At 60.0% G+C, this 25,516-nt stretch carries 20 protein-coding genes and 1 pseudogene; 5 read left to right on the plus strand and 16 right to left on the minus strand.

The genetic code is table 11. The features are described 5' to 3' along the window. Positions 1–1,336: 1,336 nt before the first annotated feature. From JZX87_RS32055 to JZX87_RS22550, 3 genes and pseudogenes are all read left to right on the plus strand, one after another. Positions 1,337–2,557 (plus strand): annotated as a pseudogene (locus JZX87_RS32055) (translocation/assembly module TamB domain-containing protein); the annotation flags it as partial. Positions 2,558–2,749: 192 nt separating this feature from the next. Next, complete coding sequence (locus JZX87_RS22545) at positions 2,750–3,229, plus strand: chemotaxis protein CheW (protein WP_148148187.1); 480 nt, start codon at positions 2,750–2,752, stop codon at positions 3,227–3,229. A 205-nt stretch (positions 3,230–3,434) separates the two neighbouring features. Further along, positions 3,435–5,198 (plus strand): methyl-accepting chemotaxis protein, encoded by a 1,764-nt coding sequence (locus tag JZX87_RS22550; RefSeq protein ID WP_206828138.1) that lies wholly within the window; start codon positions 3,435–3,437, stop codon positions 5,196–5,198. 44 nt (positions 5,199–5,242) lie between these two features. Here the strand turns inward: JZX87_RS22550 and JZX87_RS22555 are convergent, their stop codons facing one another. The 8 genes from JZX87_RS22555 to JZX87_RS22590 form a co-directional block, all read right to left on the minus strand. Continuing rightward, complete coding sequence (locus JZX87_RS22555; RefSeq protein ID WP_206828139.1) at positions 5,243–6,292, minus strand: aldo/keto reductase; 1,050 nt, start codon at positions 6,290–6,292, stop codon at positions 5,243–5,245. Between the two features lie 176 nt (positions 6,293–6,468). Next, entirely contained in the window at positions 6,469–7,296 is an 828-nt protein-coding gene (fdhD, locus tag JZX87_RS22560; RefSeq protein WP_206828140.1) for a formate dehydrogenase accessory sulfurtransferase FdhD, read from the minus strand. A gap of 107 nt (positions 7,297–7,403) precedes the next feature. After that, entirely contained in the window at positions 7,404–8,300 is an 897-nt protein-coding gene (locus JZX87_RS22565) for a LysR family transcriptional regulator (RefSeq protein WP_206828141.1), read from the minus strand. Next, entirely contained in the window at positions 8,297–9,103 is an 807-nt protein-coding gene (locus JZX87_RS22570; protein ID WP_206828142.1) for a phosphate/phosphite/phosphonate ABC transporter substrate-binding protein, read from the minus strand. The genes JZX87_RS22565 and JZX87_RS22570 overlap by 4 nt, the downstream gene beginning before the upstream one ends. Positions 9,104–9,206: 103 nt before the next feature. Beyond that, a complete protein-coding gene (locus tag JZX87_RS22575; protein ID WP_183828344.1) occupies positions 9,207–10,139 on the minus strand; it encodes an L-lactate dehydrogenase in 933 nt (310 codons plus the stop codon). Between the two features lie 61 nt (positions 10,140–10,200). After that, complete coding sequence (locus tag JZX87_RS22580; RefSeq protein ID WP_206828143.1) at positions 10,201–11,325, minus strand: mandelate racemase/muconate lactonizing enzyme family protein; 1,125 nt, start codon at positions 11,323–11,325, stop codon at positions 10,201–10,203. Positions 11,326–11,575: 250 nt separating this feature from the next. Beyond that, positions 11,576–13,075, minus strand: coding sequence for an aldehyde dehydrogenase family protein (locus JZX87_RS22585; protein WP_206828144.1), 1,500 nt, complete (start codon positions 13,073–13,075; stop codon positions 11,576–11,578). A gap of 12 nt (positions 13,076–13,087) precedes the next feature. Further along, positions 13,088–14,272 carry an iron-containing alcohol dehydrogenase gene (locus JZX87_RS22590; RefSeq protein WP_286195006.1) on the minus strand — a complete coding sequence of 395 codons (1,185 nt, stop codon included), beginning with the start codon at positions 14,270–14,272 and terminating at the stop codon, positions 13,088–13,090. Between the two features lie 82 nt (positions 14,273–14,354). On the opposite strand from JZX87_RS22590, the gene JZX87_RS22595 reads away from it, so the two are divergent. Further along, positions 14,355–15,251, plus strand: coding sequence for a LysR substrate-binding domain-containing protein (locus JZX87_RS22595; protein WP_206828146.1), 897 nt, complete (start codon positions 14,355–14,357; stop codon positions 15,249–15,251). A 212-nt stretch (positions 15,252–15,463) separates the two neighbouring features. Here JZX87_RS22595 and JZX87_RS22600 read toward each other — a convergent pair whose 3' ends face one another. From JZX87_RS22600 to JZX87_RS22635, 8 genes are all read right to left on the minus strand, one after another. Then, the gene (locus JZX87_RS22600) at positions 15,464–15,871 is read right to left on the minus strand and encodes a F0F1 ATP synthase subunit epsilon (protein ID WP_183686345.1); all 408 of its coding nucleotides are present in this window, start codon (positions 15,869–15,871) and stop codon (positions 15,464–15,466) included. A 110-nt stretch (positions 15,872–15,981) separates the two neighbouring features. Continuing rightward, on the minus strand, positions 15,982–17,412 hold the full coding sequence (gene atpD / locus JZX87_RS22605; RefSeq protein ID WP_148148175.1) for a F0F1 ATP synthase subunit beta: 1,431 nt from the start codon (positions 17,410–17,412) through the stop codon (positions 15,982–15,984). A 23-nt stretch (positions 17,413–17,435) separates the two neighbouring features. Then, the gene (locus tag JZX87_RS22610; RefSeq protein ID WP_148148174.1) at positions 17,436–18,314 is read right to left on the minus strand and encodes a F0F1 ATP synthase subunit gamma; all 879 of its coding nucleotides are present in this window, start codon (positions 18,312–18,314) and stop codon (positions 17,436–17,438) included. A gap of 32 nt (positions 18,315–18,346) precedes the next feature. After that, positions 18,347–19,876 (minus strand): F0F1 ATP synthase subunit alpha, encoded by a 1,530-nt coding sequence (gene atpA, locus JZX87_RS22615; RefSeq protein WP_206828148.1) that lies wholly within the window; start codon positions 19,874–19,876, stop codon positions 18,347–18,349. Then, entirely contained in the window at positions 19,876–20,442 is a 567-nt protein-coding gene (locus tag JZX87_RS22620) for a F0F1 ATP synthase subunit delta (protein WP_183994833.1), read from the minus strand. Before JZX87_RS22620 ends, atpA begins: the two co-directional genes overlap by 1 nt. A 261-nt stretch (positions 20,443–20,703) precedes the next feature. Next, complete coding sequence (locus JZX87_RS22625; RefSeq protein WP_183994831.1) at positions 20,704–21,087, minus strand: AGROH133_08824 family phage infection protein; 384 nt, start codon at positions 21,085–21,087, stop codon at positions 20,704–20,706. Between the two features lie 122 nt (positions 21,088–21,209). Beyond that, positions 21,210–23,447: a primosomal protein N' gene (locus tag JZX87_RS22630; protein WP_206828150.1), complete on the minus strand. Its 2,238-nt coding sequence runs from the start codon at positions 23,445–23,447 to the stop codon at positions 21,210–21,212. Positions 23,448–23,502: 55 nt separating this feature from the next. Beyond that, positions 23,503–24,432, minus strand: a complete 930-nt coding sequence (locus tag JZX87_RS22635) for a GNAT family N-acetyltransferase (RefSeq protein ID WP_206828152.1) — start codon at positions 24,430–24,432, stop codon at positions 23,503–23,505. A gap of 137 nt (positions 24,433–24,569) precedes the next feature. On the opposite strand from JZX87_RS22635, the gene JZX87_RS22640 reads away from it, so the two are divergent. Then, positions 24,570–25,505, plus strand: coding sequence for a tyrosine recombinase XerC (locus tag JZX87_RS22640; RefSeq protein ID WP_206828154.1), 936 nt, complete (start codon positions 24,570–24,572; stop codon positions 25,503–25,505). The last annotated feature ends 11 nt before the right edge of the window (positions 25,506–25,516 follow it).

Consider the following 25,516-nt stretch of genomic DNA (forward strand, 5'->3'; position numbering starts at 1 on the left):
AACCCAGGCACCGGCGATCAATGCCGAAATCGGCCCGAACAAGCTGACCGGTGCCTTGACCTTCTCGCCGGAATTCATGCCGTCCGGCCAGCTCCAGTTCGATTTCCCCGACGTATCGCTGCTTGCAGCGCTGGCCGCTCAGCAGGCCCAGGGTGATCTCAAGGGTTCCGTCACCTTCAATCGCGAAGGCCAGACAACCGGTGCCGTCATCAAGGCGAACGGTTCGGCAATTCGACGCGGCAATGCAGGCCTGGTGCAGCCGGCAATCGACCTGACCATACCGGACATCAAGACGATCGCCGCACAGGGCTCTATCCGTGCCGCGCGTCTTGGAACCGACAGCATTTTCCTTGAAGGCCTGAATGTCGGATTGGATCACTCCGGCACAACGACCTCGATCGACCTGTCAGCCAATTACGACGGCGCGCCTTTGACCACCAAGGCGACGATCGAAACCGCAAATGGTCTTGCCATCGGCCTGCAGAATTTCGAGGCAACACCGCGCAAGATCCCGGTACGTCTGGAAAATCCGACACGCATCGTCATCGAGAACGGCGGCGCACGCCTGTCAAACCTCACCCTTGCGACCGGCACTGGCAGCGTTTCTGTAAACGGGACGGCCGGCTCCACGCTCGATGTGGCCGCAACGATCAATGCGCTGCCGGCAAGCCTGCTCAACACCTTCCTGCCCACCATCCACGCGGCAGGCAACATTTCGGGCACGATCAATGCAACGGGCACAAGCTCTGCTCCCGCAATACGATATGATTTAGAATGGAGTGATGCCCAGCTTCGCCAGATGCGCGACGCTGGCATCAGTCCGTTTCGCATCTCTGCGACCGGCACCTTTGCAGATGGCGCAGTCACACTAGACGAAACGCGCATTGCCGGCAGCGGCGGCATGGAAATCACCGCCGACGGCAAGGTGCTTCTCAACGCGAACGGTGGCCCGGCACTGAATATCAATGCCCGCGCCAAGGCTATTCCCGCCAGTATCGCCAATTCCTTCGTTCCCAGTCTCGGCGCCGAGGGCATGATTTCCGGCACCGTTACAGCCACCGGCACGCCTCAGGCACCTGCAGTCCGTTACAATCTCCGCTGGGACAATGCAGCCGTCAGCCAGACCTCGACTGCCGGCGTTGCAGCGGTCGACATAACCGCTGAGGGCACATTTCAGGATGGCCGCGTTACCGTCGACACTCGCCTTTCCGGCGGAGGAGGCATCGCGCTCTCGGGCGGGGGCACAGCCGTGATTACCGGTGACCGGCCGCTCGATCTCAAATTCTCCGGCAGCCTTCCCTTCTCCATTCTTGCAGGTCAGCTTTCCGCCCAGGGCTTCATTCTGGAAGGCACCGGCAATGTCGATATCGCAGTCCGAGGCAATGCAGCGTCTCCGGCGATTACCGGCACGCTTGTCACATCCGGCTCGCGCTTCATTGATGTCCGCCGAAACCTCGCGATCAATTCGCTTACCGCCAATATCGCATTGGACGGCAAGACCGCACGTCTCTCGGGCATCTCGGGTTCGCTATCAGGCGGCGGCACCGTCACAGTTGATGGCACCGTCGGCATCGAACCCGCATCCGGCTTCCCCGCAGACCTGACGATCAGGCTGGCCCAGGCGAGTTATGCCGATGGCACCCTGTTTGCGATCACGGCAGACGGCACTCTCACATTCAAGGGTCCGGTGATGTCCGGCCCCATACTGGGCGGCGACATCGCGCTGACCAAGGCTTCGATCACCGTTCCGGCCAAGCTCCCGACCTCGCTCCGTTCGATCGATATTAGGCACCGCAACGCACCGGCTGCAGTTCTGCGACAGATGGAAGAGATCAGGCCGAAACAGGCATCGGGCAGCTCTAACCCCATCAGGCTCGAACTCAAGGTACGCGCACCAAACGGCATCTTCGTCCGCGGCCGCGGCATCGATGCGGAGCTCGGCGGGGAACTGACCGTCGCAGGCACGGCGATCGAGCCACAGGTATCGGGCGGCTTCGAAATGCGCCGCGGCCGTATCATCATTCTGACCAAACGTCTCGATTTCACCGAGGGCGATATCACTTTCGGCGGTGGCCTGATCCCGGTCCTCAACATGTCGGCCGACACGACATCCGGCTCCACGACGATCACAGTCGGTGTAACCGGAATGGCCGACGACCCGACCATCGCCTTTTCTTCCTCCCCTGCCCTGCCGCAGGATGAAGTTTTGGCACAGCTGATCTTCGGCCAGTCTATGTCACGGTTGTCGCCGCTGCAGATCGCCCAGCTGGCAGATGCTGTTAGCCAGCTTGCCGGCGGCGGCTCGACCTCGCTTCTGCAGACGTTGCGCAGCAATCTCGGCGTCGATGATCTGGACGTCAACACCGATGCAACCGGTCAGACAACCGTTTCGGTTGGCCGTTACATCAATAACCGCACCTATCTTCAGGTAGAACAGGGCGGCGAAGGTGGGGCGCAGGCGACGATCAATCTCGATGTCGGCCGCGGCGTGAAGCTCAAGGCAGGAGCAGGCACCGAGGGCGGCAAGGCCGGTATCTTCTACGAGAAAGAATATTAAGGCCTTAGCCTCTAGACCGCGATTTTGCGTTCTATGATTTATGTTTGAGAAATAATCCTCGATTAAAGTCGGCATCGCGCAATCTGAGATTCGCCGTGCTTCGGCGCCGGATTGCGACGTGATGGGATTTGCACCTGAATTCGTCAGGCGCGGTGACCACCATGCGGGCAACGGACAGCTGGGGCATTTCTGATGGCGACCACGATCAATTCCACCATGTATAACGGCGAAATGCTTGAGATCATCGCCTTCCGTCTTCACGATCAGGAATTCTGCGTCAAGACGACGACGATCCGCGAAATCCGCGGCTGGGCACCGTCCACGCCGCTCCCGCATGCACCGAAGGACGTCATCGGCGTCATGAACCTGCGCGGCTCGGTCATTCCGATCATCGACCTTGCCTACAAGCTCGGCATGAAGAGCACTGTTGCCAACGAGCGCAGCGCGATCGTCGTCGCCGAAGTACACAACATGGTCATCGGCATGCTCGTTGACCGCGTCTCCGACATCCTCACCATTCCCTCGAGCCAGGTTCAGCCGGTTCCGGAAGTCTCCGCATCCTTCGACAAGTCCTTCTCCGAAGGCATCATCGCCAACGAGCACGGCATGATCTGCTTCCTGAACCTCGCCAAGATGTTCAAGGGCACCGAGATGGAAGATATTGCCGCCTGAGGCAAGCTTTTACAGCAAAACCAAGTCAAAGAGCCGCGAAAATGCGGCTCTTATTATTTCCTGGCTAATAATTGTAGTTTTAATAAAGGTCGCATTAATTTTTTGATGTCCTAATATAAGTGGAAGTTCAGCGCGTTGTCTGAAGCGCAACCTCCATTGACTATATGGCAGTAGCCGCCACAAGGTTACGTCTGAGGGACACTCAATGCTGGGACTGGGCAAGACGGCAGGTGCGCTGGACACTCTCGCCGCGATATCGCGATCGCAAGCAGTCATCGAATTCGATCTTGGCGGAAACATCCTAAACGCCAATCCCAATTTCTGCGAGGCGCTCGGTTATTCGCTTGCAGAGATCAAGGGAAAACACCATCGCATCTTCTGCGAAGCGGACTATGTCGCATCGGCCGAATACAAGGCTTTCTGGGCCAATCTTGCAGCCGGAAATTTCGACGCCAAAGAATATAAGCGGATCACCAAGTCCGGCCGCGAGATCTGGATCCAGGCCTCCTACAACCCTGTTTCGCGCGGCGGCAAGCCCTACAAGGTCATCAAGCTCGCAACCGATATAACCGCAGCGAAGATCAAGGCAACCGAAGACGCCGCCAAGCTTTCCGCCATCAGCCGCTCGCAGGCTGTCATCGAATTTCTCCCAGATGGCACGATCCTGGAGGCAAACGAAAACTTCTGCGCCGGCCTCGGTTACGACCTGTCGGAGATCAAGGGCAAGCATCACCGGATGTTCTGCGAACCCGGCTACGCCGCATCACAGGACTACGCGGAATTCTGGCCGCGCCTCGCCAATGGAGAATTCATTGCCGATGAATTCGTCCGTTACGGCAAGGGTGGTAAGGAGATCTGGATCCAGGCGGCCTATAACCCTATCACCGATCTGAACGGCAAGGTGTGCAAGGTGGTGAAATTCGCCACCGACGTGACCCCGCGCATGAGCGCGATCGGCATGCTCGGCACGGGTCTTCGCGATCTGGCTGACGGCAAGCTCGATCAATCGATCGAAACCCGCTTCGTGCCCAGCATGGAATCGACCCGCCAGGATTTCAACTCGGTCGCCGCCAAGCTGCGTGACGCGATGAAGGTCGTCTCGCAGAACGCTTCCGGCATCGCCTCTGCATCGAGTGAAATCCGCGACGCGTCTCAAGAACTGGCAAAACGCACCGAGCAGCAGGCCGCATCGCTGGAGGAAGCTGCAGCGGCGTTGGAAGAAATCACCCGCACGGTCGGCGATTCCAGTCATCGCGCCGAAGAAGCCGGACGGCTTGTCACCAACACACGCCAGAATGCCGAACAGTCCGGCCTTGTCGTCCAGCAGGCAATCGCCGCCATGGACGAGATCGCGAAATCGTCCAACGAGATCACCAACATTATCGGCGTCATCGACGACATTGCCTTCCAGACCAATCTTCTGGCACTGAATGCCGGTGTCGAGGCCGCACGTGCAGGCGAGGCCGGCAAGGGATTTGCAGTCGTCGCCCAGGAAGTCCGCGAACTGGCGCAACGCTCAGCCAAGGCCGCCAAGGAGATCAAGACCCTGATCAATACCTCCAGCCATCAGGTTTCCGGCGGTGTCGAGCTTGTCGGACGTACGGGAGGCTCATTGCGCGATATTCTCGGCCAGGTCGCCAGCATCCACGACAACGTCTCTGCCATCGTCGAAGCCTCCCGCGAACAGGCATCGAGCCTCCGCGAGATCAGTCAGGCGGTGAACCACATGGATCAGGCGACCCAACAGAACGCCGCCATGGTGGAAGAGACGACCGCGGCCAGCCATTCGCTGGCAAGCGAGGCACAGAGCCTGCGCGACCTGCTGATGCAGTTCGATATCGGAGAAGGCACACGGCTCGCATCCCGACCGGCCGCCCATATCGCTCCTCAAACCGCACATGTCGTAACGGCCCCGTTGCGGATGGCGCATGCCAATCTGAAGAAGGCCGCAGGCTGGGAAGACTTTTGAGCTGAAACGGAAATGGGGAGGCCAGGTTAGCCTCCCCATCAATTTCAATCCTTTGGCTCGAACGGCTCCGGGCGGCGGCCCACACCCTGCCGCTCCAGCATCCAGCCGGGATATTCCGGCATCAGCGCGCTAACCTCATCGAGTTTCTTCAGGTCCTCGGCATCGAGCTTGACCGAAACGGCTTTCAGGTTCTCATCCAGCTGCTCGATCCTCTTCGCGCCGATGATGACGCTAGTAACGAAAGGCTTGGCAAGGATATAGGCCAGCGCCACCGCAGCCACGCTCGTTTCATGCCTGGCCGCAATCTCCCGCATGGCGGCAACGCAGGCCCAGGCGCGGTAATTGTCGACCGGCGGGAAATCGAATTCCTGACGCCGTCCCTCGCCATTTCCGGGCGCGCCGGGGCCGTATTTACCCGAAAGCAGACCTCCGGCGAGCGGCGACCATACCATGAGGCCGAGCTTTTCCTCCTGCATCAACGGCACGATCTCACGCTCCAGGTCACGGCCGGCAATCGAATAATAGGCCTGCACCGTTTCGAACCGGGAGAAACCTCGCCGTTCCGAAATGCCGAGCGCCTTGGCAATCCGCCACGCTGCCCAGTTGGAAAGCCCGATATAGCGAACGAGCCCGCGTGAAACGAGATCGTCGAGCGCTCTCAACGTCTCGTCAATCGGCGTGACAGTATCCGTGCCATGGATCTGGTAGAGATCGATATGATCGACCTGCAGCCGCTCGAGGCTTTTCTCGACCGAATCCATGATATGCCCGCGCGAGGCCCCACGGTCGTTGGGCTTGTCGCCCATCTGGCCTAGAAATTTGGTTGCGATCACGATGTCCTTGCGGGCAACGCCGACATTGCGGATGGCCTGACCGAGAATCTGTTCCGAAGTGCCGAAGGAATAGACATCCGCCGTATCAACGAAATTGACCCCAGCTTTGATCGAACGGTCGAGAATCTGGTCGGCCGCATCCTGATCGACGCCGGCGATCTTGCCCCACAGGGCTGCATTGTCGGCCTCGCCGAAGGTCATCGTGCCGAGGCACAGTTCGGATACGAACAGCCCTGTATTGCCCAATTGATTGTATCGCATGAACGGCTCCATCTGGGAGATATGCTATGTGAAATGAGAAGATGCCCCGGCCGCAGGACTGCGCAATCCGCGAAAGGCACGGCGCATCAATAACCGACATTGATCGGTTTGGCAAGATAAACGGAGGCATCTCCGTTTATAAAAATTGCCCTGCCGCTGACATCAGGCCAGAGGCATCACGCGACGTCGGCGACAGATCCCGTGCCGATGCGCTCCGCACCGGCAAATATCTCGAAATCCTCACCGCGCGTCAGCGCCACGAGCGTCATGCCGGCTTCTTCCGCGGTACGAATGGCAAGCGCTGTCGGTGCCGAGATCGCCACGAGCGTCGAGCTTCCAAGGATTGCCGTCTTCTGCACCATCTCCACGGAGATACGGCTGGTGACGACGACGATGCCCTGACCACCCTCTCGCCCAGCGCGGATCACCGCTCCGGCAAGCTTGTCGAGCGCATTATGCCGGCCGACATCCTCGCGCACAGCGATCAATCCCTCGCCGGGAATGAAAAAACCTGCTCCGTGAACCGCATGTGTCTCGGCATGCAAAGGCTGCGCGCCGTTCAAAGCTGCCATCGCTGCAGTAATGTCTTCAGGCGTCAGTACCACCCCAACATCACGGACATCCGGAACGACCCGCATGGCCTGCTCGATCGACTCGATGCCGCAGAGCCCGCAGCCAACAGGCCCGGCCATATGCCGCCGCCGGGCGCGCAGCGCGTCCTCCTTGTTTTCCGCAAGCCGCACCTGCACGTCGAGGCCCTGGCCCTCGTCCAGAACCGTGACCTCCTCGATCTCGGCCATTGAGGCGATGATGCCTTCCGTCAGACTGAAACCGATGGCGAAGTCTTCTAGATCCGCCGGTGTGCCCATCATGACGGCATGGGTGGAGCCACCATAGGAAAAGGCGATCGGCACTTCCGCAGGCACCACACGCGAGCCTGCACGGACCACGCCATTCCGGCGAATGATCTCCTGCGCCACGATCGTCGTCCTGAAGCCGGTCATGACCTCTCCTCGATTGCCTCATCTGTTTACGTTCGGTGCCACCACTATCACGTAGTGCTTCCGTGATCGATCGCCAGTCGCATACTGCGATCGTGGATCCGGGAAAACTATATCTCTGTCATGTCCTTGCCGAGGCCCCTCGCCTCATGCAGCAGGGCAGAGACTAGGGGAGTAAACGGCTCCCGATAAGGTGCAACCAGCCCCACCATGTGTTTCGCTTCCGGCTCCACAATTGGGATCATGCGGAGGCTCTGCGTGAAGCCGAAGGATTTTGCGACATTGCGCGGCATGATACTGGCCCATCGGCCTGTCGCCACATGCGATAGCAGCACGACCATCGAATTCGATTCCAGCATCGGCGTGATCGACACGCCTGCATTGGAAAGATGCTGGTTGATAATCCGCCGGTTCTGCATGTCCGGCGTCAGCAGGCACAGCCGCAGATCCGCCATCTCGGCCCACCTCACACTCTCCCGGTCAGCGAGAGGCGTCCCTTCAGCCGTAACGAGCGTATAGTTTTCAGAATAGAGCGGAACGCTGGTCACGCGCCCGAGCGGCTCGTTGTCCAGATAGGTAATCCCGGCATCAATCTCGAAATCGTCGAGCTGCGACAGAACCTGCAGCGAATTTCGCGAGACGATCGAGAAGGTCACGTTCGGATGTTTTGCCTGAAACGGCTCCGTCAGCCGCGGCACCATGGCAAGCGCAGTGGGAATGACGGCAAGCCGGATATGTCCCGCCAGCCCCTTGCGCGCCGCCCGCATCTCCTCGCGCATGGTGCGGGCATCGCCGACGATACGTTTTGCCCACTCCAGAACCCGCTGCCCTTCCGGCGTCAGCCCCTGATAACGGGACCCCCGCACCACGAGCTGAACACCGAGCTGTTCCTCCAGCTGGCGAATGGCGGCCGACAACGAAGGCTGGGCAATGCCGCACTCCTCGGCAGCCCGCCCGAAATGACCTTCTCGCGCCAGAACGATGAAGAATTCCAGCTTGTCGATCATTGCGGCACCGCAAAAGATGTGAGGGAATAGGCGGCATCTGATGGCAGCTGGCCCTCGATGGAACGCCACGCTTCGGCAACGCCGACGTAATCTTCGGCATTTCGGCGCAGGAAACCGATGAGCAGAAGTTCGCGGCGAAGCGAAGGGGAAAGCATTTTAACTGCCTCTTCGAACGCACTGGCAAGACCGTCGGTCGCCACATCTGGCAACGCGCTGATCAACGCCATTCCCGGCGTCGGGCGCGTGCAACCAATCACTTCGACGGCATCAGCTTCCGGCGTGTAGCGCTTCGCCAGGGTGAAGGAGACGATATCGATCGCCGCAAGCTCCGCCTCACCGTTCGCCACCGCCTTGATCGAGGCGCGATGCGCACCGGATGCGCGAACATTCACCTCGTTCATATCCACGCCGGCCGCCACGAGCGACAGCATCAGCGTTGCAAAGCCGGACTGGGAACTGAACTCGTTGATCACGACAGGCCCGCGAAACCTCTCAAGTTCCGTGGACCTGCCCTTCGGCACGATCAGCACGCTGTAATAACAGCCGGGCGCGCAGCCGATATCATAGGCGGGAGATCCGATCAGCCGGACATGGCGATTAAGATCCATGGCAAAGGGAAGCGCACATGTCTGTCCGAAGACAAGATCGGGAGAATGCCACATCCCGGCCAGATCATCCTGCCGCGTCAAAGCTTCAGGCGCATCAATGCCCCGGCGCAACAGACAGCCCCTGAGCAAAGTCCAGAACTCGTCCGTGGCCGCCGAAATTTCCGGCCAGTCATACATGGGTAGGCCTGCAAGCATCTCGTCCTCGACATCGTCAGGACAAGTTCTATCTCTTCCTGCTCGAACCTGCCAACAGGCAAATCCGGCAGTACCTGCAGGCCACACCTGTTTCGACAAAGCCTCAGATATGCAGGGAGTCGGAAAGCTCCTTGAGCATCTGAGCGCTGCGTGTCAGCGCCTGCTGCTCGGACGGTTCGAGATCCGGCAACAAATCAGCCGTGACGCCACGGGCGCCAACGACACGCGGCAGGGAGAGCGTCACATTGTCGACGCCAGCGACATGGTCCGTATGGATCGAGACGGAAAGCACCGACCCCTCGTCCCGCGTGATCGCTCGGACGATCCGGGCAATGCCGGCCCCGATGCCGTAATAGGTTGCCCCCTTGCCTTCGATGATCTTGTAGGCGGCATTGCGCACGTCGTGGTCGATCGCCTTGCGGACATCCTCGGTGATCGGCTTGCCGAGTTGCGCGGCAAACGAGATGAGATCGGCCGAACCGGCAACCGCACCGGACCATGCGAGCACTTCGCTGTCCCCATGTTCGCCGATCACAAAGGCCGGAATGGACTGCGGCGAGATTTCGATATGACGGGCAAGCAGGCTGCGGAACCGCGCCGTATCGAGGATCGTGCCCGACCCGATCACCCGGTTGCGCGGCAGGCCGGAAATCTTTGCCGCGATGTGGGTGATGACATCGACGGGATTGGCCGCGACCAGCAGGATAGGATCGGGCACGACCGCCAGAATCTCGCTGACGATACTGCGAATGACGACGGCATTGCGTTCCAGAAGCTCGAGCCGTCCCTCGCCCGGACGCTGCCCGACCCCGGCGGAAAGAACCACGATCCCGGCCCCGGCGAGATCCGCATAACCGCCAGCCCTCACCCGCGTGGCAGACATGAACGGTACGGCATGGGAAATATCCTCGGCCTGCGCCACCGCAAGCGCCTCATTCTTGTCCACGAAAACGATCTCATTGGCATAACCGGCAATCGCAAGCGCGAAGCCCGCCGAACTGCCCACCATGCCCGCACCGACAATACCGATCTTCATCGCAATCACTCCATGAAATGCACCAACCATAGCAGGTCGGCATCACGGCGCCATGGCGAAATCAGCCGATCCGTGTGGCGCAAAGACGCTCCTCGTCCAGCACCACGCCAAGGCCCGGCGCATCGCCCAGCTCCAGCCAGCCGTCGTGGTGCCTGAGCGGCGAGACCATCGGATAATCCCGCCGCGCCTCGCTCCATTCGGGATTGTCGTAAGGGTATTCAAGAAACGGCGCATCGCCCGCACCTGCCGTCAGATGCGCATTGGCGAGAACTCCGATCCCGTTCGTCCAGCTATGGGGCGTGAACATCACGCCCGCCTCGCGCGCCTGGTAGACCAGCCGCCGGCAACCGGTAATGCCGCCCACCAGTGCCACATCCGGCTGGATCACATCGAAGGCGCGTTCCTCGATGATGTCGCGAAACTCGTAAAGCTCACGAGTCATCTCGCCGCCTGCGATCCTGACAGACGTCGCCTCCTTCAAAGCCTGCATCCCCTTTCTGTCGGAACGGAACAGCGGTTCCTCCATCCAGTAGACGCCGAGCTTCTCCAGTTCCTTCGCAACCGCAAGCGCATCCTTGAAGCTCCAGGGCAAGGTCGTATCCCAGGGCATGCGCCAGCCTTGGTTACAGTCGACCAACAATTCCAGCCTGGTCCCAACCCTTGACCTGATCGCTTCCAGCGCCTTCACGTCATCACGCCAACTGGTCCGCCCACCGGCGGAAGATGAAAAGCGCACCTTCATTGCCGGAAAACCTTCGTCGATATAACGCTCCGCCTGATCTGCCATCGCCGAAGGCTCACGCAACACGCCGGAAGACGCATAGAGCCTCACCCTGTCAGATCGCCCGCCAAGCATCCTCCATACCGGCTCGCCGGTAATCTTGCCGGAAAGATCCCACAGCGCCAGATCCAGCGGCCAGCAGCGGCCATAGTGAAAATTGATATGCGACAAGACCTCGTAATGCCGCTCCAGATGCCGCGGATCCTCACCGATAAACAGGTCTTCATGCCCCTCGAACCCTTTCATCAGGTCGCCCGAACCGATCCCCTCACGGCCCTCATTATCCCTCACCCTGACGATCGTCGCATCGAAATGCCCCCGCGCGCGCCCATCCCAGCTCGCCTTGAATGGCGGATCGAGAGGGAGACGGTGATGGGTGATCTCGATGGATGTGATGCGGGGCATATGGTCCTCTCCCACTTCAGACTAGGCGTCTCTCGGCTGCTTGTGCTTGGATCCTCGGGTCAAGCCCGAGGATGACGAGTTTGTGGTTGGCGGCAAATCTCAAACGCTACCATTGCGGTTTGTGGAGCGCTTGATTTGGTAACCCATGGCACTCACTTTCAGCCGTCATCCTCGGGCTTGACCCGAGGATCCGCACACAAGCCGGTCGCCCTTCACCATCAGCATGTACCCACAGGCGATCGAGAAAACCTCACCCGAACTGCTGCCAGATCGTCTTGTAGTCGCAATACTTGTCAATCGCATGCACCGAGCGATCCCGCCCGAAACCGGACTGTTTGAAGCCGCCGAACGGTGTCGAGAAATTCGACATGTCATAGCTATTGATCCACACCGTACCGGCATGCAGCGCCTCGGAAAAGCGATGTGCCCGGTCCATGTCCTTCGTGAACACGGCGCCTGCCAGCCCGTAGATCGTATCATTGGCAAGCCTTAGCGCCTCTTCCTCCGTATCGAAGGGGATTGCCGCCAGAACCGGCCCAAAGATCTCCTGCCGCGCCAGATTCATATCGTTGGTCATATCGACGAACACCCCGGGAGAGATGTACCAGCCGCCGGTTTCCGACATCACCTGCTCGGCCCCGAAGGCACGCCGTGCACCGTCCTTCTCACCGGCCGCGATCATGCCAAGCACTTTTCGCATATGGGCTTCCTCGATCAGCGCGCCGATCTGCGCCGACGGCTCGAACGGATGTGCCAGCGCGATATCGCTCTTCGTCACCGCCTCGATCTTCTCGATTAGTCTCTCCTGCACTGAGCGCTGAACGAGAAGCCTTGTCGAAGCATGGCAGGTCTCGCCGGAATTGTAGAAACAGCCCCACGCAACGGCCGAGGCAGCCGCATCGAGATCGGCATCTTCAAACACGACGAGCGGCGACTTGCCGCCGAGTTCCAGCGCCACGCGCTTGACGTTGGATTGCGCCGCATAGCCCATGATCAGTTTGCCCACCTCGGTCGAGCCGGTAAAGGCGATCATGTCGACATCCATATGCAGCGCCAGCGGCTTGCCCGCCTCTTCGCCGTAACCGGTCACGACATTGAAGACACCGGCCGGAAGCCCCGCTTCAAGCGCCAGCGCCGCCAGCCGGATGGCTGTGAGCGACGATTGCTCTGCCGGCTTCAGGACCACCGAATTGCCGGCAGCAATCGCCGGCCCGAGCTTCCACGCATCGATGATCATCGGATAGTTCCACGGTGTAATCACCCCGATCACCCCGAGCGGCACCTTGCGCACCAGAGCCCGGGCATTCGGCCCGGTCGGCGCGATCTCGTCATAGAGCTTGTCGATCATTTCTGCATAAAACTGGATGCCGTCGGCACAAAGCCGGACATCGACATTCAGCGACGCCAGCACCGGCTTGCCGACATCCAGCGTCTCCAGCATCGCAAGCTCTTGCGCATGAGCGCGGATCAACTCCGCCCATTTCAGCATGATCCGCTTCTTCTCCAGCGGCTCCTGTCTCCACCAGACACCACTCTCGAAGGCAGCTCGCGCTGAAGCCACGGCAAGATCGATATCACCCACTCCACCGCGTGCCAAAACCGCACCCGGTTTGCCGTCCATCGGCCGCTTACGGATGAATGTCTCACCAGACAGCGCATCGCGACACTCACCGTCGATGAAATGCCGGCCCTCCAGCTTGAGATCGGAAAGAGCGTTTTCCCAGTATTCACGGCTGTAGGTCTTTGTCATCGCAGCACCTCGTCAAAGCGTTTTCGGCAGCGTCATGATCTTCGCCGCAAAGGCATCGATATCGGCATCCGTGACCTCTCGAATGGTAGAGCGCCGCATCGGCTGGTTTTCGGGCGCCCGCATCTCAGCAGCCAGATCCTGCGCAGAAAACCCGCCGAACACCTTCGGCAAGGCCCGCTCGACACCACAGCGATCCATCATCTTGGACACGAAAGCAGGCAGTTGAGTAGCAACGGATAGCCCGATCGCCCGCGCTGCCTCGTTGAGATCGGTCGTATCTTTCTCGAGCAGCCACGGAAGCGTCACCTCGAAGCCAAGCGCGGTCGCCAGCCCATGATGCACGGCGCCAAGCCCCGCCAGTGCATGGCTGATGTTGTGAGCGATCGCCGTGCCGCAATTGTCGATGGCGATGCCGGCATAGCATGAGCCCAGCAACACCTTGCCGCGCGCCTCCAGATTTCCCGGCGCCTTGACCGCCGCTTCCAGCGAGCCTGCAACCAGCCGCAACGCCTCGTGCGCATAGAGCTTTGCTCCGGCATGCGCACAAACTGGGGCGTTGCGGTTGGTCGCGGCCTCGAAAGCGTGAATGAAGGCGTCCATGCCGCACCATGAAGTCAGATTCGGTGGCAGCGAGATCGTCAGTTCGGGATCGAGCAGCACCAAATCCGCCTTGGTTTCCGGCCCCCAGATCCAGAGTTTTCTCCCCTCCGGCCCGGCAAAGATGTTGGTGGCGGACGTCTCCGATCCGGTCCCGGCCGTGGTCGGAACCATGATCTTCTTCAGCGGCTTCTTCGGTAAGGGATTGGCAGCCAGCGCATAAAACATCGGGTCCTCGCCCGACGCGGCACAACAGGCCGCCACCTTGGCAATATCGAGCGCCGAACCACCACCGACACCGATCACCATGTCGGCTCCCCTCGCCATCTCGCTGGCGGCTCTCAGATGATGAAGCTTCGGTTCACCGGAGAAATCGGAATAAAGCCGCGGCTCGATTCCGGCCTCCGCCAGTCCCCTTGCAAGGTCCTTCGCCAGACCTCTTGCGGCGAGAAAGCCGTCCATGACGACGAGGGCAGCGCGTATACCCTCGAAGTTTTTGACCATGTCCGCCAGGCTGCCGAAAATGCCGGCCCCGAAGCGGATATCGGGAATGAAGGAGGTGGAGAACTGCATGGCGGCCCGCGATGGTGAAACGAACATCCATACTCTGCATCACAATCTCAGCTCTTCAAATCCGTCAAAATCTTGGCATATTTGATAATCTGAGATCATGGAGGAATAGATGCTGGACCGCATACCGCTGGAGGCTTTCCGGGTTTATGACGCCGCCTGCCGGTTCATGAACTTTTCCCGAGCCGGCCGTGAACTGCACATAACCCAGGCCGCAGTCAGTCGCCGTATTCAGGGTCTTGAGGCACAGCTCGGAGCAAAGCTCTTCACCCGCCGCGGCCGCAACCTTGCCCTGACGTCGGAAGGCGAACGGTTGGCCCAGCGGGTTCGCGCCACGCTTGAATATCTGGAAGAAAGCCTCGAGCCTTTTCGCGGCGGTGGCTTTGAGACCATCTCGATTGCCGCCAGTGGCTCGGTCTCGCATCTCTGGCTTGCCAAGCGTCTCAAGGATTTCGACAACGGCAATCCACCCGTTTCCGTAAGGCTGCTGACCACGGACACCCCTTCTGAACTTGCCTCGGAGGCCAACGATCTCGTCATTCTCTATTCCACCGGCGAGCACCCACGCTGGAACCTGACGCCGCTGATGAAGGAAGTGCTGGTGCCGGTCGCCTCGCCGGGTTTTATTCAAAGAAATGGCCTCAACCCGGCCTTGATCCGGCCCGACGAGATCGCCCGCCTCGACCTGATCGATTACGAGCGCTTCAACGCCCACTGGATTTCCTTCCGCCAATGGTTTGCGCGGCTCGCCATTCCGCCCAAGGCGCGTATTGCGCCCCGACTTTCCTTTTCCACCTATTCGCTTGCGGTTGATGCGGCTTTGCGAGGAGAAGGCATCACGCTCGGCAGCACCGGCCTCATTGCCGATGAATTGGCTTCAGGTACACTCATCGAGCTTGGAACGCATCGCCTCGACACTGGCTACGGCTACCACCTCGGCACCCCGCGTTATCGCTCGCTGACGCCAGGCGCGATACGGCTGCATCAGCATCTGTTATCGGGAATATAGACAGAAAGTGGCTATAGTTGACGAGCGGCCCCGCTCCACGTCGTCATCCTCGGGCTTGTCCCGAGGATCTGTTGTCGCTTCAGCTCCCGTTAGATTTCGGATTCGGCGATCTGGTTAGATCCTCGGGACGAGCCCGGGCATGACAGCGAGAGACCTTAAAACGAAAAAAGCGGCCCGCAAGGACCGCCTTTCAAACTGCGATGTCGCGCAAATTACGCGGCGACAACGATACCGTTCAGCTGCGTCAGGTCCGTCAGGAACTGCTCGAGACGGGTCTTGTGCTCATCGCCCGTCGCTTTGCCGATCTCGGCCTGCGTGGTTTCGATGCGGCTCTGCAGCGTGTCGACCGTCAGTTCGGCAGCAGGGATGGCGGCATCTGCCAGCAGCGTGCAGCTATCCGGCAGGATGTCGGCAAAACCGCCGAACACCACGTATTTGTTGACCTGTCCCGAAGCGAGTTTCACCGAAACCACGCCCGGCTTGATGGTCGTCATCGTCGGCGCGTGGCTTGCAAGCACCGTCATTTCGCCAAGCGTCGCCGGGATCACCACTTCGGATACTTTTTCCGAAACGAGCAGGCGCTCGGGCGAAACCAGTTCAAAATTGAAAGCGTCGGCCATGAAGGTCCACTTCCCCTAATTCCCACGTCGATGAATATCTTTACGTGGGCTTGCGTGTCTTATGCAGGAATGACGCGCCGAAATATCCGGCGCGCCGTTACAATTTGCAATTAAGCGGCTTCAGCCAGCTTCTTTGCTTTTTCGATCGCTTCTTCGATCGAGCCGACCATGTAGAATGCAGCTTCCGGCAGGTGGTCGTAGTCGCCGTTGACGAGACCCTTGAAGCCCTTGATCGTGTCTTCGAGAGCAACCAGCTTGCCCGGCGAACCGGTGAAGACTTCGGCAACGAAGAACGGCTGGCTCAAGAAGCGCTCGATCTTGCGGGCGCGGGCAACGGTCATCTTGTCCTCTTCGGACAGTTCGTCCATGCCGAGGATGGCGATGATGTCCTGCAGCGACTTGTAACGCTGCAGCGTCGTCTGAACCTTACGGGCGATCTCGTAATGCTCTTCGCCCACAACCAGCGGGTCGAGCATGCGCGAGGTCGAGTCGAGCGGGTCGACAGCCGGGTAGATACCCTTTTCAGCGATCGAACGCGACAGAACCGTCGTTGCGTCCAGATGGGCGAACGAGGTTGCCGGTGCCGGGTCGGTCAAGTCGTCGGCGGGAACGTAGATGGCCTGAACCGAGGTAATAGAACCGGTCGTTGTCGTGGTGATGCGTTCCTGCATCTGACCCATGTCGGTAGCAAGCGTCGGCTGATAACCAACGGCCGAAGGAATACGGCCGAGCAGAGCCGACACTTCCGAACCAGCCTGGGTGAAGCGGAAGATGTTGTCCACGAAGAACAGAACGTCCTGGCCCTTGTCGCGGAAGTCTTCAGCGATCGTCAGACCGGTCAGAGCAACGCGTGCGCGTGCGCCCGGCGGTTCGTTCATCTGGCCGTACACCAGCGCAGCCTTGGAGCCTTCGCCGCCGCCGTGCTTGTTGACGCCCGATTCGATCATTTCGTGGTAAAGGTCGTTACCTTCACGGGTACGCTCGCCAACGCCGGCGAATACGGAGTAACCGCCGTGAGCTTTGGCGACGTTGTTGATCAGTTCCATGATGAGAACGGTCTTGCCAACGCCGGCGCCGCCGAACAGGCCGATCTTACCGCCCTTTGCGTAAGGAGCGAGAAGGTCGACGACCTTGATGCCGGTGACCAGGATCTGGCCTTCTGTCGACTGCTCGACATAGGAAGGAGCTTCCTGGTGGATGGCGCGCAACGTAGAGCGGTCCAGCGGACCAGCTTCGTCAACCGGCTCGCCGATGACGTTCATGATACGGCCGAGCGTCTGATCGCCAACCGGAACCGAGATCGGAGCGCCCGTGTCCGTGACCTTCTGGCCGCGGACGAGACCTTCGGTCGAGTCCATGGCGATAGTGCGGACCTGATTTTCACCAAGGTGCTGCGCGACTTCGAGAACCAGGCGGTTGCCGTTGTTCTCGGTCTCGAGTGCGTTGAGGATCGCCGGCAGTTCGCCGTCGAACGCGACGTCTACGACAGCGCCGATAACCTGGGTCACTTTGCCGAGGGACGAGCCCGTTGCGGTAGCCATGATTCTTACCCTCTTCTTTTCGGTCAGAGCGCTTCCGCGCCCGAAATGATTTCGATGAGTTCCTTGGTGATCTGTGCCTGGCGCTGACGGTTGTAGGACAGCGTCAGCTTGTTGATCATGTCACCAGCGTTGCGCGTTGCGTTGTCCATCGCGGACATCTGCGCACCGTAGAAGGAAGCGTTGTTTTCGAGCAGTGCCCGGAAAATCTGGACTGCGATGTTCTTCGGCAGCAGTTCTTCAAGGATCTCTTCTTCGCTCGGTTCGTATTCGTAGAACACAGGCGAAGCAGCGTCCGTAGCAGCCGCCTCGAACTTCGCGGGAATGATCTGCTGTGCGGTCGCGACCTGCGAGATCACCGACTGGAAGCGTGCAAAGAACAGCGTCGCAACGTCGAATTCACCGGCATTGAACATGTCCAGCACCTTGCCCGCGACTTCATCAGCCTGGACGAAACCGAGCTGCTTCACTTCGCGGAAGGTGATGTAGTGAACGATGTTGTCCTTGAACGAACGACGCAGAACGTCGTTGCCCTTGCGGCCGACCGTCAGGATCTTGACTGTCTTGCCCTGCGCGATGAGCTTCAAGGCATGATCGCGCGCCAGACGAATGATCGAGGAGTTGAAACCGCCGGCAAGGCCGCGCTCGCCGGTGGCAACGACCAGGAGATGAACCTGATCCTTGCCGGTTCCGGAAAGCAGAAGCGGTGCACCCGCATTGCCGGCGTTGGCAGCCGAAAGGCTCGCCAATACCTTGTTCATCCGTTCTGCGTAAGGACGGGCGGCTTCGGCCGCTTCCTGCGCACGACGCAGCTTCGCCGCGGCGACCATTTTCATCGCCTTGGTGATCTTCTGCGTCGCCTTGACGGAGGCGATCCGGTTTTTCAGATCCTTAAGTGAAGGCATCCGTTATCGGTCCTTAAGCTAGATCCGTACTTTTAGGCGAAAGACTTCGAATAGGCGTCGAGCGCCGACTTGAGCTTCGCCTTCGTGTCGTCCGAGATCTGCTTCTCGGTGCGGATCGTGTCGAGAACTACCTTGCCTTCCGAACGGAGGTAGGAGAGCAGACCCTGTTCGAACTTGCCGACATCGGAAACCGCGATCTTGTCGAGGTAACCGTTGACGCCTGCGAAGATCACCGCAACCTGTTCTTCCGTCTTGAGCGGCGAGAACTGCGGCTGCTTCAGGAGTTCCGTCAGACGTGCACCGCGGTTCAAGAGGCGCTGCGTCGAGGCATCGAGGTCGGAACCGAACTGCGCGAACGCGGCCATTTCGCGATACTGGGCAAGCTCGCCCTTGATCGAACCGGCAACCTGCTTCATCGCCTTGACCTGAGCGGCCGAGCCAACACGGGAAACCGACAGACCGACGTTAACGGCCGGACGGATGCCCTGGTAGAACAGGTCGGTTTCGAGGAAGATCTGGCCGTCGGTGATCGAGATCACGTTGGTCGGAATGAAGGCCGAAACGTCGTTACCCTGGGTTTCGATGACCGGCAGAGCCGTCAGCGAACCGGCGCCGCGCTCGTCGGAGAGCTTGGCAGCGCGCTCGAGAAGACGCGAGTGCAGATAGAAAACGTCGCCCGGATAAGCTTCGCGGCCCGGAGGACGACGCAGAAGCAGAGACATCTGACGGTAGGCGACGGCCTGCTTGGAAAGGTCGTCATAAGCGATCAGCGCGTGCTGGCTGTTGTCGCGGAAATATTCGCCCATGGCAGCACCGGCAAACGGTGCGAGATACTGCATCGGAGCCGGGTCCGAAGCGGTAGCAGCGATAACGATCGAGTATTGAAGTGCGCCGCGTTCTTCGAGAACCTTGACGAACTGGGCAACGGTCGAACGCTTCTGGCCGATAGCAACGTACACGCAGAACAGCTTGTCGTTTTCCGGACCGTTGTCGTGGATCGGCTTCTGGTTCAGGAACGCGTCGAGAATGATGGCGGTCTTGCCGGTCTGGCGGTCGCCGATGACGAGTTCGCGCTGGCCGCGGCCAACCGGGATCAGGGCATCGATGGCCTTGAGGCCGGTCGACATCGGCTCATGAACCGACTTGCGCGGAATGATACCGGGAGCCTTGACGTCGACGCGCGAACGACGGGTCGCGTTGATCGGGCCCTTGCCGTCGATCGGGTTGCCGAGCGCGTCAACGACGCGGCCGAGCAGTTCCGGACCAACCGGAACGTCAACGATGGCGCCGGTCCGCTTGACGGTGTCGCCTTCTTTGATCGAACGGTCGGAACCAAAGATAACCACGCCGACATTGTCGGATTCGAGGTTCAGAGCCATGCCCCGGATCCCGCCCGGAAACTCGACCATTTCACCAGCCTGCACGTTGTCGAGACCGTAGACGCGGGCGATGCCGTCACCAACGGAAAGAACCTGGCCGACTTCCGAAACTTCGGCATCCTGGCCGAAATTCTTGATCTGGTCCTTGAGAATTGCGGAAATTTCCGCTGCACGGATATCCATCAGCCGACCTCTTTCAATGCAAGCTTAAGGGTGGAAAGTTTGGTGCGAAGGGACGTATCGATTTGACGCGAACCGACCTTGACGATGAGGCCGCCGAGGATCGACGGATCGATCGTAACGGCGATGGTTACGTCCTTGCCGGTTACGCCCTTCAGCGCCGACTTAAGTTCTTTTTCCTGCGTTGCAGTCAACGCATGAGCCGAAGTGACTTCGGCGGAAATTTCACCGCGATGCTCAGCAGCGATCGCGCGATAGGCGCGGATCATGCCCGGCAGAGCGAAGAGGCGGCGATTGCCAGCCACAACTTTGAGGAAATTCAAAACGGTCACAGAAAGACCGGCCTTTGCAGCAATGGCGCTGACCGCCTTCTGCTGCTCATCTGCAGAAAAGACCGGGCTCGCCACGAGGCGCCGCAAGTCTTCACTTTCGTCCATCAGCGCTTGGAACCGATCAAGATCGGCACCGACGGCATCAATCGAACCGGTCTCCGATGCAAGCTCGAATAGCGACAGAGCGTAACGCTCCGCGACACCGGAAATAAGCGGGGATGTCTCGGCCACAGGCATAGTTTCCCTGAATTACACCCCAAGCACCAAGTCCGAAAATGACGATCGGACAAGACCTTGAAATTTATTGAATTTCCATCAGAACCCGCAGAGCCTCCGCTCGCCGTTTCCGACGTTCGCGGTTCGTCTAGCATAGGATGTAGGGACTCGCAACACGCCGAGACGCCGAAAAAGCCGCACCCACAAGGCGATGCAGAGATTATTTGCGGCTTTCGCCAGCAAATCCGGGCCATCGGCATTCGGGCGCGGCGATATGCGACATTAGATGTAGCCAAACACGTAGGCGAGCGGCGCGAGAGACAGTACACCCTCAAGTAGAAAAAACGCAATATTCTGCGGCGTTACGCCGCGATCCACGAAGATCGAAACCAGTCGGCCCAGCGCGCCAAGCGCAAGCACCACCCCGGTCGCCATATAGAACCATTCCTGTGCAAGCAGGATCGGCAAAACGCCAAGACCGATGTAGCGAGCGCCCGCGGCCCTGACCGAGCCATACCCCTCCGGCCTGATCTCTCCGATCTGAAAGGCGGAGAGACGCAGGCAGGAGCCGGGAAGCAGAAAGATGAATAGGCCAAGCAACGCCGTTACGGCACAGCCGAGAAAAGCGATCTGTTCGTTCAGTTCAGTTGGGAAGTAGAATTCCATGCCGTCGCACCCCTCGAATCGCACTGATTCTAGCCAACAGGGTAAACAAGTCGCAAAGATTGGTCCTAATAACGCATGCATCGCATTTTATGAAAGATGCGAGAAGCGTCAAAACCGGCAGGCTAGAGAAAACTCTGCGGGTCGACGTCAAGCTGGACCTGCACGGTTCCGCGTGCCTTGGGGCCGTTGCTAAGCATCGATTTCAAAAATGCCTGCATGTCGGAATTCCGCCGCCCATGAACCAGCAGGCGGAAGCGATAACGACCACGAACGAGCGCGATCGGCGCTTCGGCCGGCCCGAGCACAGCAATGCCGGAAACATGTGGGGCGGCGGCGCGCAACCCGCGGGCATGGTTTTCCGCGTCGGCCCGCGTGTCGGCAGAAACGATCAGCGATGCCAGCCGCCCGAACGGCGGCAAAAGCGCCTTCTCACGCTCATTGATCTCGCGCTCGTAAAACGCGGTGGAATCACCCGAGACAATCGCTTGCATCACCGGATGCATCGGCTGGAATGTCTGGATCAGGCCATGGCTCTTCAGGCCCGTACGCCCGGCGCGCCCTGTCACCTGGCTGAGCAGCTGGAATGTCCGCTCGGCCGCCCGCGGGTCACCGTTCGACAGGCCGAGATCCGCATCGACGATGCCGACCAGTGTCATCAGCGGAAAGTTGTGCCCCTTGGCGACAAGCTGGGTGCCGATGACGATATCGACATCGCCCTTGGCGATCGCTTCAAGCTCCAGCCGCATGCGCTTCACGCCGCCGAGAATGTCGGAAGACATGACGATCGTGCGCGCATCGGGAAAATGCTTCTCGACCTCTTCGGCGATACGTTCAACGCCGGGACCGCAGGCAACCAGATGATCGAGCGTGCCGCATTCCGGGCAGGCTTCCGGCGTCGGCTGGTGATAACCGCATTGATGGCACTGGATCTGGTTTCTGAACCGGTGCTCGACCAGCCAGCTCGAACATTGCGGGCACTGGAACCGGTGGCCGCAGACCCTGCAGAGCGTCAGCGGCGCATAACCGCGACGATTGAGAAACAGCAGCGACTGTTCCTTTTTCTCCAGCGTCCGCGCCATCGCCCTCAAAAGCAGCGGCGACAGAAACCCGCCGCGCTCGGGCGGATGCCGGCGCATGTCGATCAGATGCAGGTCGGGCAACGCCGCATCGCCGAAACGCGTCGGCAGCTGCACCAGATTGTAACGTCCCGACAATCCGTTGACTTGGCTTTCCACCGATGGCGTGGCGGATACCAGCACGACCGGAAAATCGCCGATTCTGGCCCTCACCACCGCCATGTCGCGGGCATTGTAGAAAACACGATCTTCCTGCTTGTAGGCAGGGTCATGCTCTTCATCGACAATGATGAGGCCAAGCTCTTCGAATGGCAGAAACAGCGCCGAGCGGGCACCGGCAACCACCCTCACCTCACCCGTCACCACGCCGCGCCAGACCTTTTCGCGCATACGCGGGGAAAGATCGGAATGCCACTCGGCAGGCTTGGCCCCGAATCGCTGCTCGAAACGCTCAAGGAATGCGGGGGTCAACGCGATTTCGGGCAGAAGGATCATCACCTGCTTGCCGCGCCGCAAAGTCTCGGCCACGGCCTCGAAATAGACCTCCGTCTTGCCTGATCCGGTAACTCCATCGATCAGCGAAGCGGCAAACCCGCCCTCACGGATGGAGGCGACAATTTCCCGCGCAGCTTCCTTCTGCGGTCCCTCGATACGCGGCGCAATATAATCGGGCTCCGGTCGCGCCACGACAGGCGGCGGGGGCAGGAAGATCGTATCGAACATTCCCTGCTTGATCAGCCCGTCGATGACGCTGAGCGACACGCCGGCAGCATGCGCCATGCCGCTGCGGGTCCACGGCACGTCCTGCTCCTTTGCCAGATCGAGCACACGCGTTCTGGCCGGGGTCAGCCGATCCGGCTCGCCGCCAAGGTAACGCAGGCCCTCCACCATCGGCTCGGGATCGAGTGCAGCCGGTGCGCGGATCGCCATGCGGGCGACAAGGCCGGGCGGAGACAATGTATAGGCAGACACCCAGTCGACGAAATCGCGCATGTCCTTCGACAAAGGCGGGCAATCGAACACGAGCGTGATCGGCCGAAGCTTCTTGGGATCGAGACGTTCGTCGTTCTCGCCGTCCCAGACGACGCCGATCACCTGCCTCGGCCCGACCGGTACCTGTACGACGGAACCCGGCTCGACATGCATGCCCTCAGGCACTGCATAACTATAGGCAACTGGAACCGGCAGCGGCACCAGAACCGGCACGACGCGAACCGGTTTCGGCGACGGCAAAAGCGCGTCACCGAACAGCGAAGCCATCATGTCAGAAGAATCCTTGCCCATGCGCGGCGCACCATGCCGAAAGACGGAACAAAAGTGAACAGTCAGATGAAGAAAATCAGGCCGTGGCGGCAAGAGCCGGTACCGTCTGGAACTCGAAACGGGCATCACCATCCCTGGCCAGGTCGAAAACCGTATGATTCTCCAGTGCCTTGGTCACTTCCGCCGGATCACCCTCCAGCTCCTCCGGCTGGATCATGTGACCCACGGTGAAATCGAACCGGTTGCCCTTTTTGTTGAGCAGCTCGTAGAACACCGTCATGTCGCGCAGCTCGGTCGACCACTTGGCGAACCAGTAGAACAGGCCGGAATTGCGCGCCGTGATATGGATCGGCAGGATCGGCAGATTGTATTTGCGCGCCAGGCTGACGGCTGATGTCTTCCACGGCCGCTCGTTGAGCTTGCCATCCGCCCAATAGGCGATGCGGCCGGATGGAAACAGCACCATCACCTTGCCGTCCTCGACCGCCTTGTTTGTCAGGATCAGCGTCTCGCGGGTCTTCAGCTTGCTTTTATATTCCTCGCGCCATTCGACCGGGATAATCATCTCGGCAAAGCGCGGATTGACGCGCACAGCATCGCGATTGGCAAACACCATCAGGTCCGGCCGCTTTGCCTTCAACAGGTCGAACACCGCAACACCATCGGCGATCCCGGTCGGATGATTGCTGACCAGAATGAAGCCGCCCTTTTCAGGAATACGTTCGACGTTGCGCGCTTCGATCTGCAGCTTCAGCAGATCGCTCATATATTCAAAGCACTGGAAACCGCTTTTCGGCGCAACGTCGTCGGCGAATTCGATGGCTTTTCCGTATCGCAGCAGCGTGTAGAGAAATGGCCGCATCACCGGCCAGAACGGGCTGCCGACGATCCTCTGGCCGCGCTCACCGATCAGCGTATCGACGATATGCCCCGGCCGGCCGCGGGAGTTGAGTGTGATGGTCTCCGCGAATTGACTGAAGGTCGTCGAATTGTCACGGCGGGCCATACAAACTCCTTGCGCAGGGCAACCTTGTGGCAGCCCTGTATGATAAAACTTTGGCAGACGGCGCAGGCTTAGTATTTCCGTAACGCTGTCGGTAGCAATCTGGTGCTCCTTTCCACCAAAATCAACGGTCGAGACGCTTGAACGAACTGCTGATCATCGCCGCGCCCGATCTCGCCGCCAAGCGCCACGAATGGCTGGAAAGCCTGAAAAGCGAGCGCCGGCTGTCGCCCAACACGCTCGATGCCTATGAGCGCGACACGCGGCAATTCCTTACCTTCCTGACCGGTCATCTCGCCGGCCCGCCGGCGATTTCCGACATCCACACGCTCCGCCCGGCAGACCTGCGTTCGTTTCTCGCCGCCCGTCGCCGTGATGGTTCAGGCTCCCGCTCGCTCGGCCGCCACCTTGCAGGCCTCCGTTCCTTCCTGAGCTACATGGAGCGTCAGGGACTGGTGAATGCCGCAGCAGCCGGTGCAATCCGAGCACCGAAACAGCCGAAATCGCTCCCCAAACCGCTGAGCGACCGGCAGGCGACAAGCCTCACCACGACCGAAACCCAGCTCCAGGACGAGCCCTGGATCGCCGCACGCGATGCCGCTGTCCTGGCGCTTCTCTATGGCTGTGGCCTGCGCATTTCCGAAGCACTCGGGCTTCTTCCCGGCGAGATCGAACCCGGCACGACAACGCTGCGCATCAAGGGCAAGGGCGGCAAGACCCGCATCGTGCCGCTTCTTGCCGCCGTGGCGGATGCCGTCACCCGTTACCGCGATATCTGCCCCTATCATCTGACCGACGAAAAGCCTCTCTTCCGTGGTGCGCGTGGCGGCCCGCTACAGCCGGCAATCATCCAGCGCCAGATGCAGAAATTGAGAAGCGCCTTTGGCCTGCCGGATACGGCAACGCCCCACGCGTTGCGCCACTCCTTCGCGACACATCTGCTTGCCGGCGGCGGCGACCTGCGCACCATCCAGGAACTGCTCGGCCATGCCAGCCTGTCGACGACGCAGGTCTATACCGGCGTCGATACCTCGCGCCTGCTTGAGGTTTATGACCGCGCCCATCCTCGCGCTTAAGGCCGGGGCCT

Source organism: Agrobacterium sp. Ap1 (genome assembly GCF_017313375.1).
Classification (GTDB): Bacteria; Pseudomonadota; Alphaproteobacteria; order Rhizobiales; family Rhizobiaceae; genus Neorhizobium; species Neorhizobium cellulosilyticum.

Excerpts from the sequence above, each read along its gene's own strand:
- atpD (WP_148148175.1), bottom strand. The coding sequence starts at position 17,412 with ATGGCTACCGCAACGGGCTCGTCCCTCGGCAAAGTGACCCAGGTTATC.
- JZX87_RS22570 (WP_206828142.1), bottom strand. The coding sequence starts at position 9,103 with ATGCTTGCAGGCCTACCCATGTATGACTGGCCGGAAATTTCGGCGGCC.
- JZX87_RS22555 (WP_206828139.1), bottom strand. The coding sequence starts at position 6,292 with ATGCGATACAATCAATTGGGCAATACAGGGCTGTTCGTATCCGAACTG.
- JZX87_RS22590 (WP_286195006.1), bottom strand. The coding sequence starts at position 14,272 with ATGTTCGTTTCACCATCGCGGGCCGCCATGCAGTTCTCCACCTCCTTC.
- JZX87_RS22545 (WP_148148187.1), top strand. The coding sequence starts at position 2,750 with ATGGCGACCACGATCAATTCCACCATGTATAACGGCGAAATGCTTGAG.
- JZX87_RS22595 (WP_206828146.1), top strand. The coding sequence starts at position 14,355 with ATGCTGGACCGCATACCGCTGGAGGCTTTCCGGGTTTATGACGCCGCC.
- JZX87_RS22565 (WP_206828141.1), bottom strand. The coding sequence starts at position 8,300 with ATGATCGACAAGCTGGAATTCTTCATCGTTCTGGCGCGAGAAGGTCAT.
- JZX87_RS22635 (WP_206828152.1), bottom strand. The coding sequence starts at position 24,432 with ATGGCCCGCCGTGACAATTCGACGACCTTCAGTCAATTCGCGGAGACC.
- JZX87_RS22600 (WP_183686345.1), bottom strand. The coding sequence starts at position 15,871 with ATGGCCGACGCTTTCAATTTTGAACTGGTTTCGCCCGAGCGCCTGCTC.
- JZX87_RS22630 (WP_206828150.1), bottom strand. The coding sequence starts at position 23,447 with ATGGGCAAGGATTCTTCTGACATGATGGCTTCGCTGTTCGGTGACGCG.
- JZX87_RS22575 (WP_183828344.1), bottom strand. The coding sequence starts at position 10,139 with ATGAAGATCGGTATTGTCGGTGCGGGCATGGTGGGCAGTTCGGCGGGC.
- JZX87_RS22610 (WP_148148174.1), bottom strand. The coding sequence starts at position 18,314 with ATGCCTTCACTTAAGGATCTGAAAAACCGGATCGCCTCCGTCAAGGCG.
- JZX87_RS22550 (WP_206828138.1), top strand. The coding sequence starts at position 3,435 with ATGCTGGGACTGGGCAAGACGGCAGGTGCGCTGGACACTCTCGCCGCG.
- JZX87_RS22585 (WP_206828144.1), bottom strand. The coding sequence starts at position 13,075 with ATGACAAAGACCTACAGCCGTGAATACTGGGAAAACGCTCTTTCCGAT.
- JZX87_RS22625 (WP_183994831.1), bottom strand. The coding sequence starts at position 21,087 with ATGGAATTCTACTTCCCAACTGAACTGAACGAACAGATCGCTTTTCTC.
- JZX87_RS22620 (WP_183994833.1), bottom strand. The coding sequence starts at position 20,442 with ATGCCTGTGGCCGAGACATCCCCGCTTATTTCCGGTGTCGCGGAGCGT.
- atpA (WP_206828148.1), bottom strand. The coding sequence starts at position 19,876 with ATGGATATCCGTGCAGCGGAAATTTCCGCAATTCTCAAGGACCAGATC.
- JZX87_RS22580 (WP_206828143.1), bottom strand. The coding sequence starts at position 11,325 with ATGCCCCGCATCACATCCATCGAGATCACCCATCACCGTCTCCCTCTC.
- fdhD (WP_206828140.1), bottom strand. The coding sequence starts at position 7,296 with ATGACCGGCTTCAGGACGACGATCGTGGCGCAGGAGATCATTCGCCGG.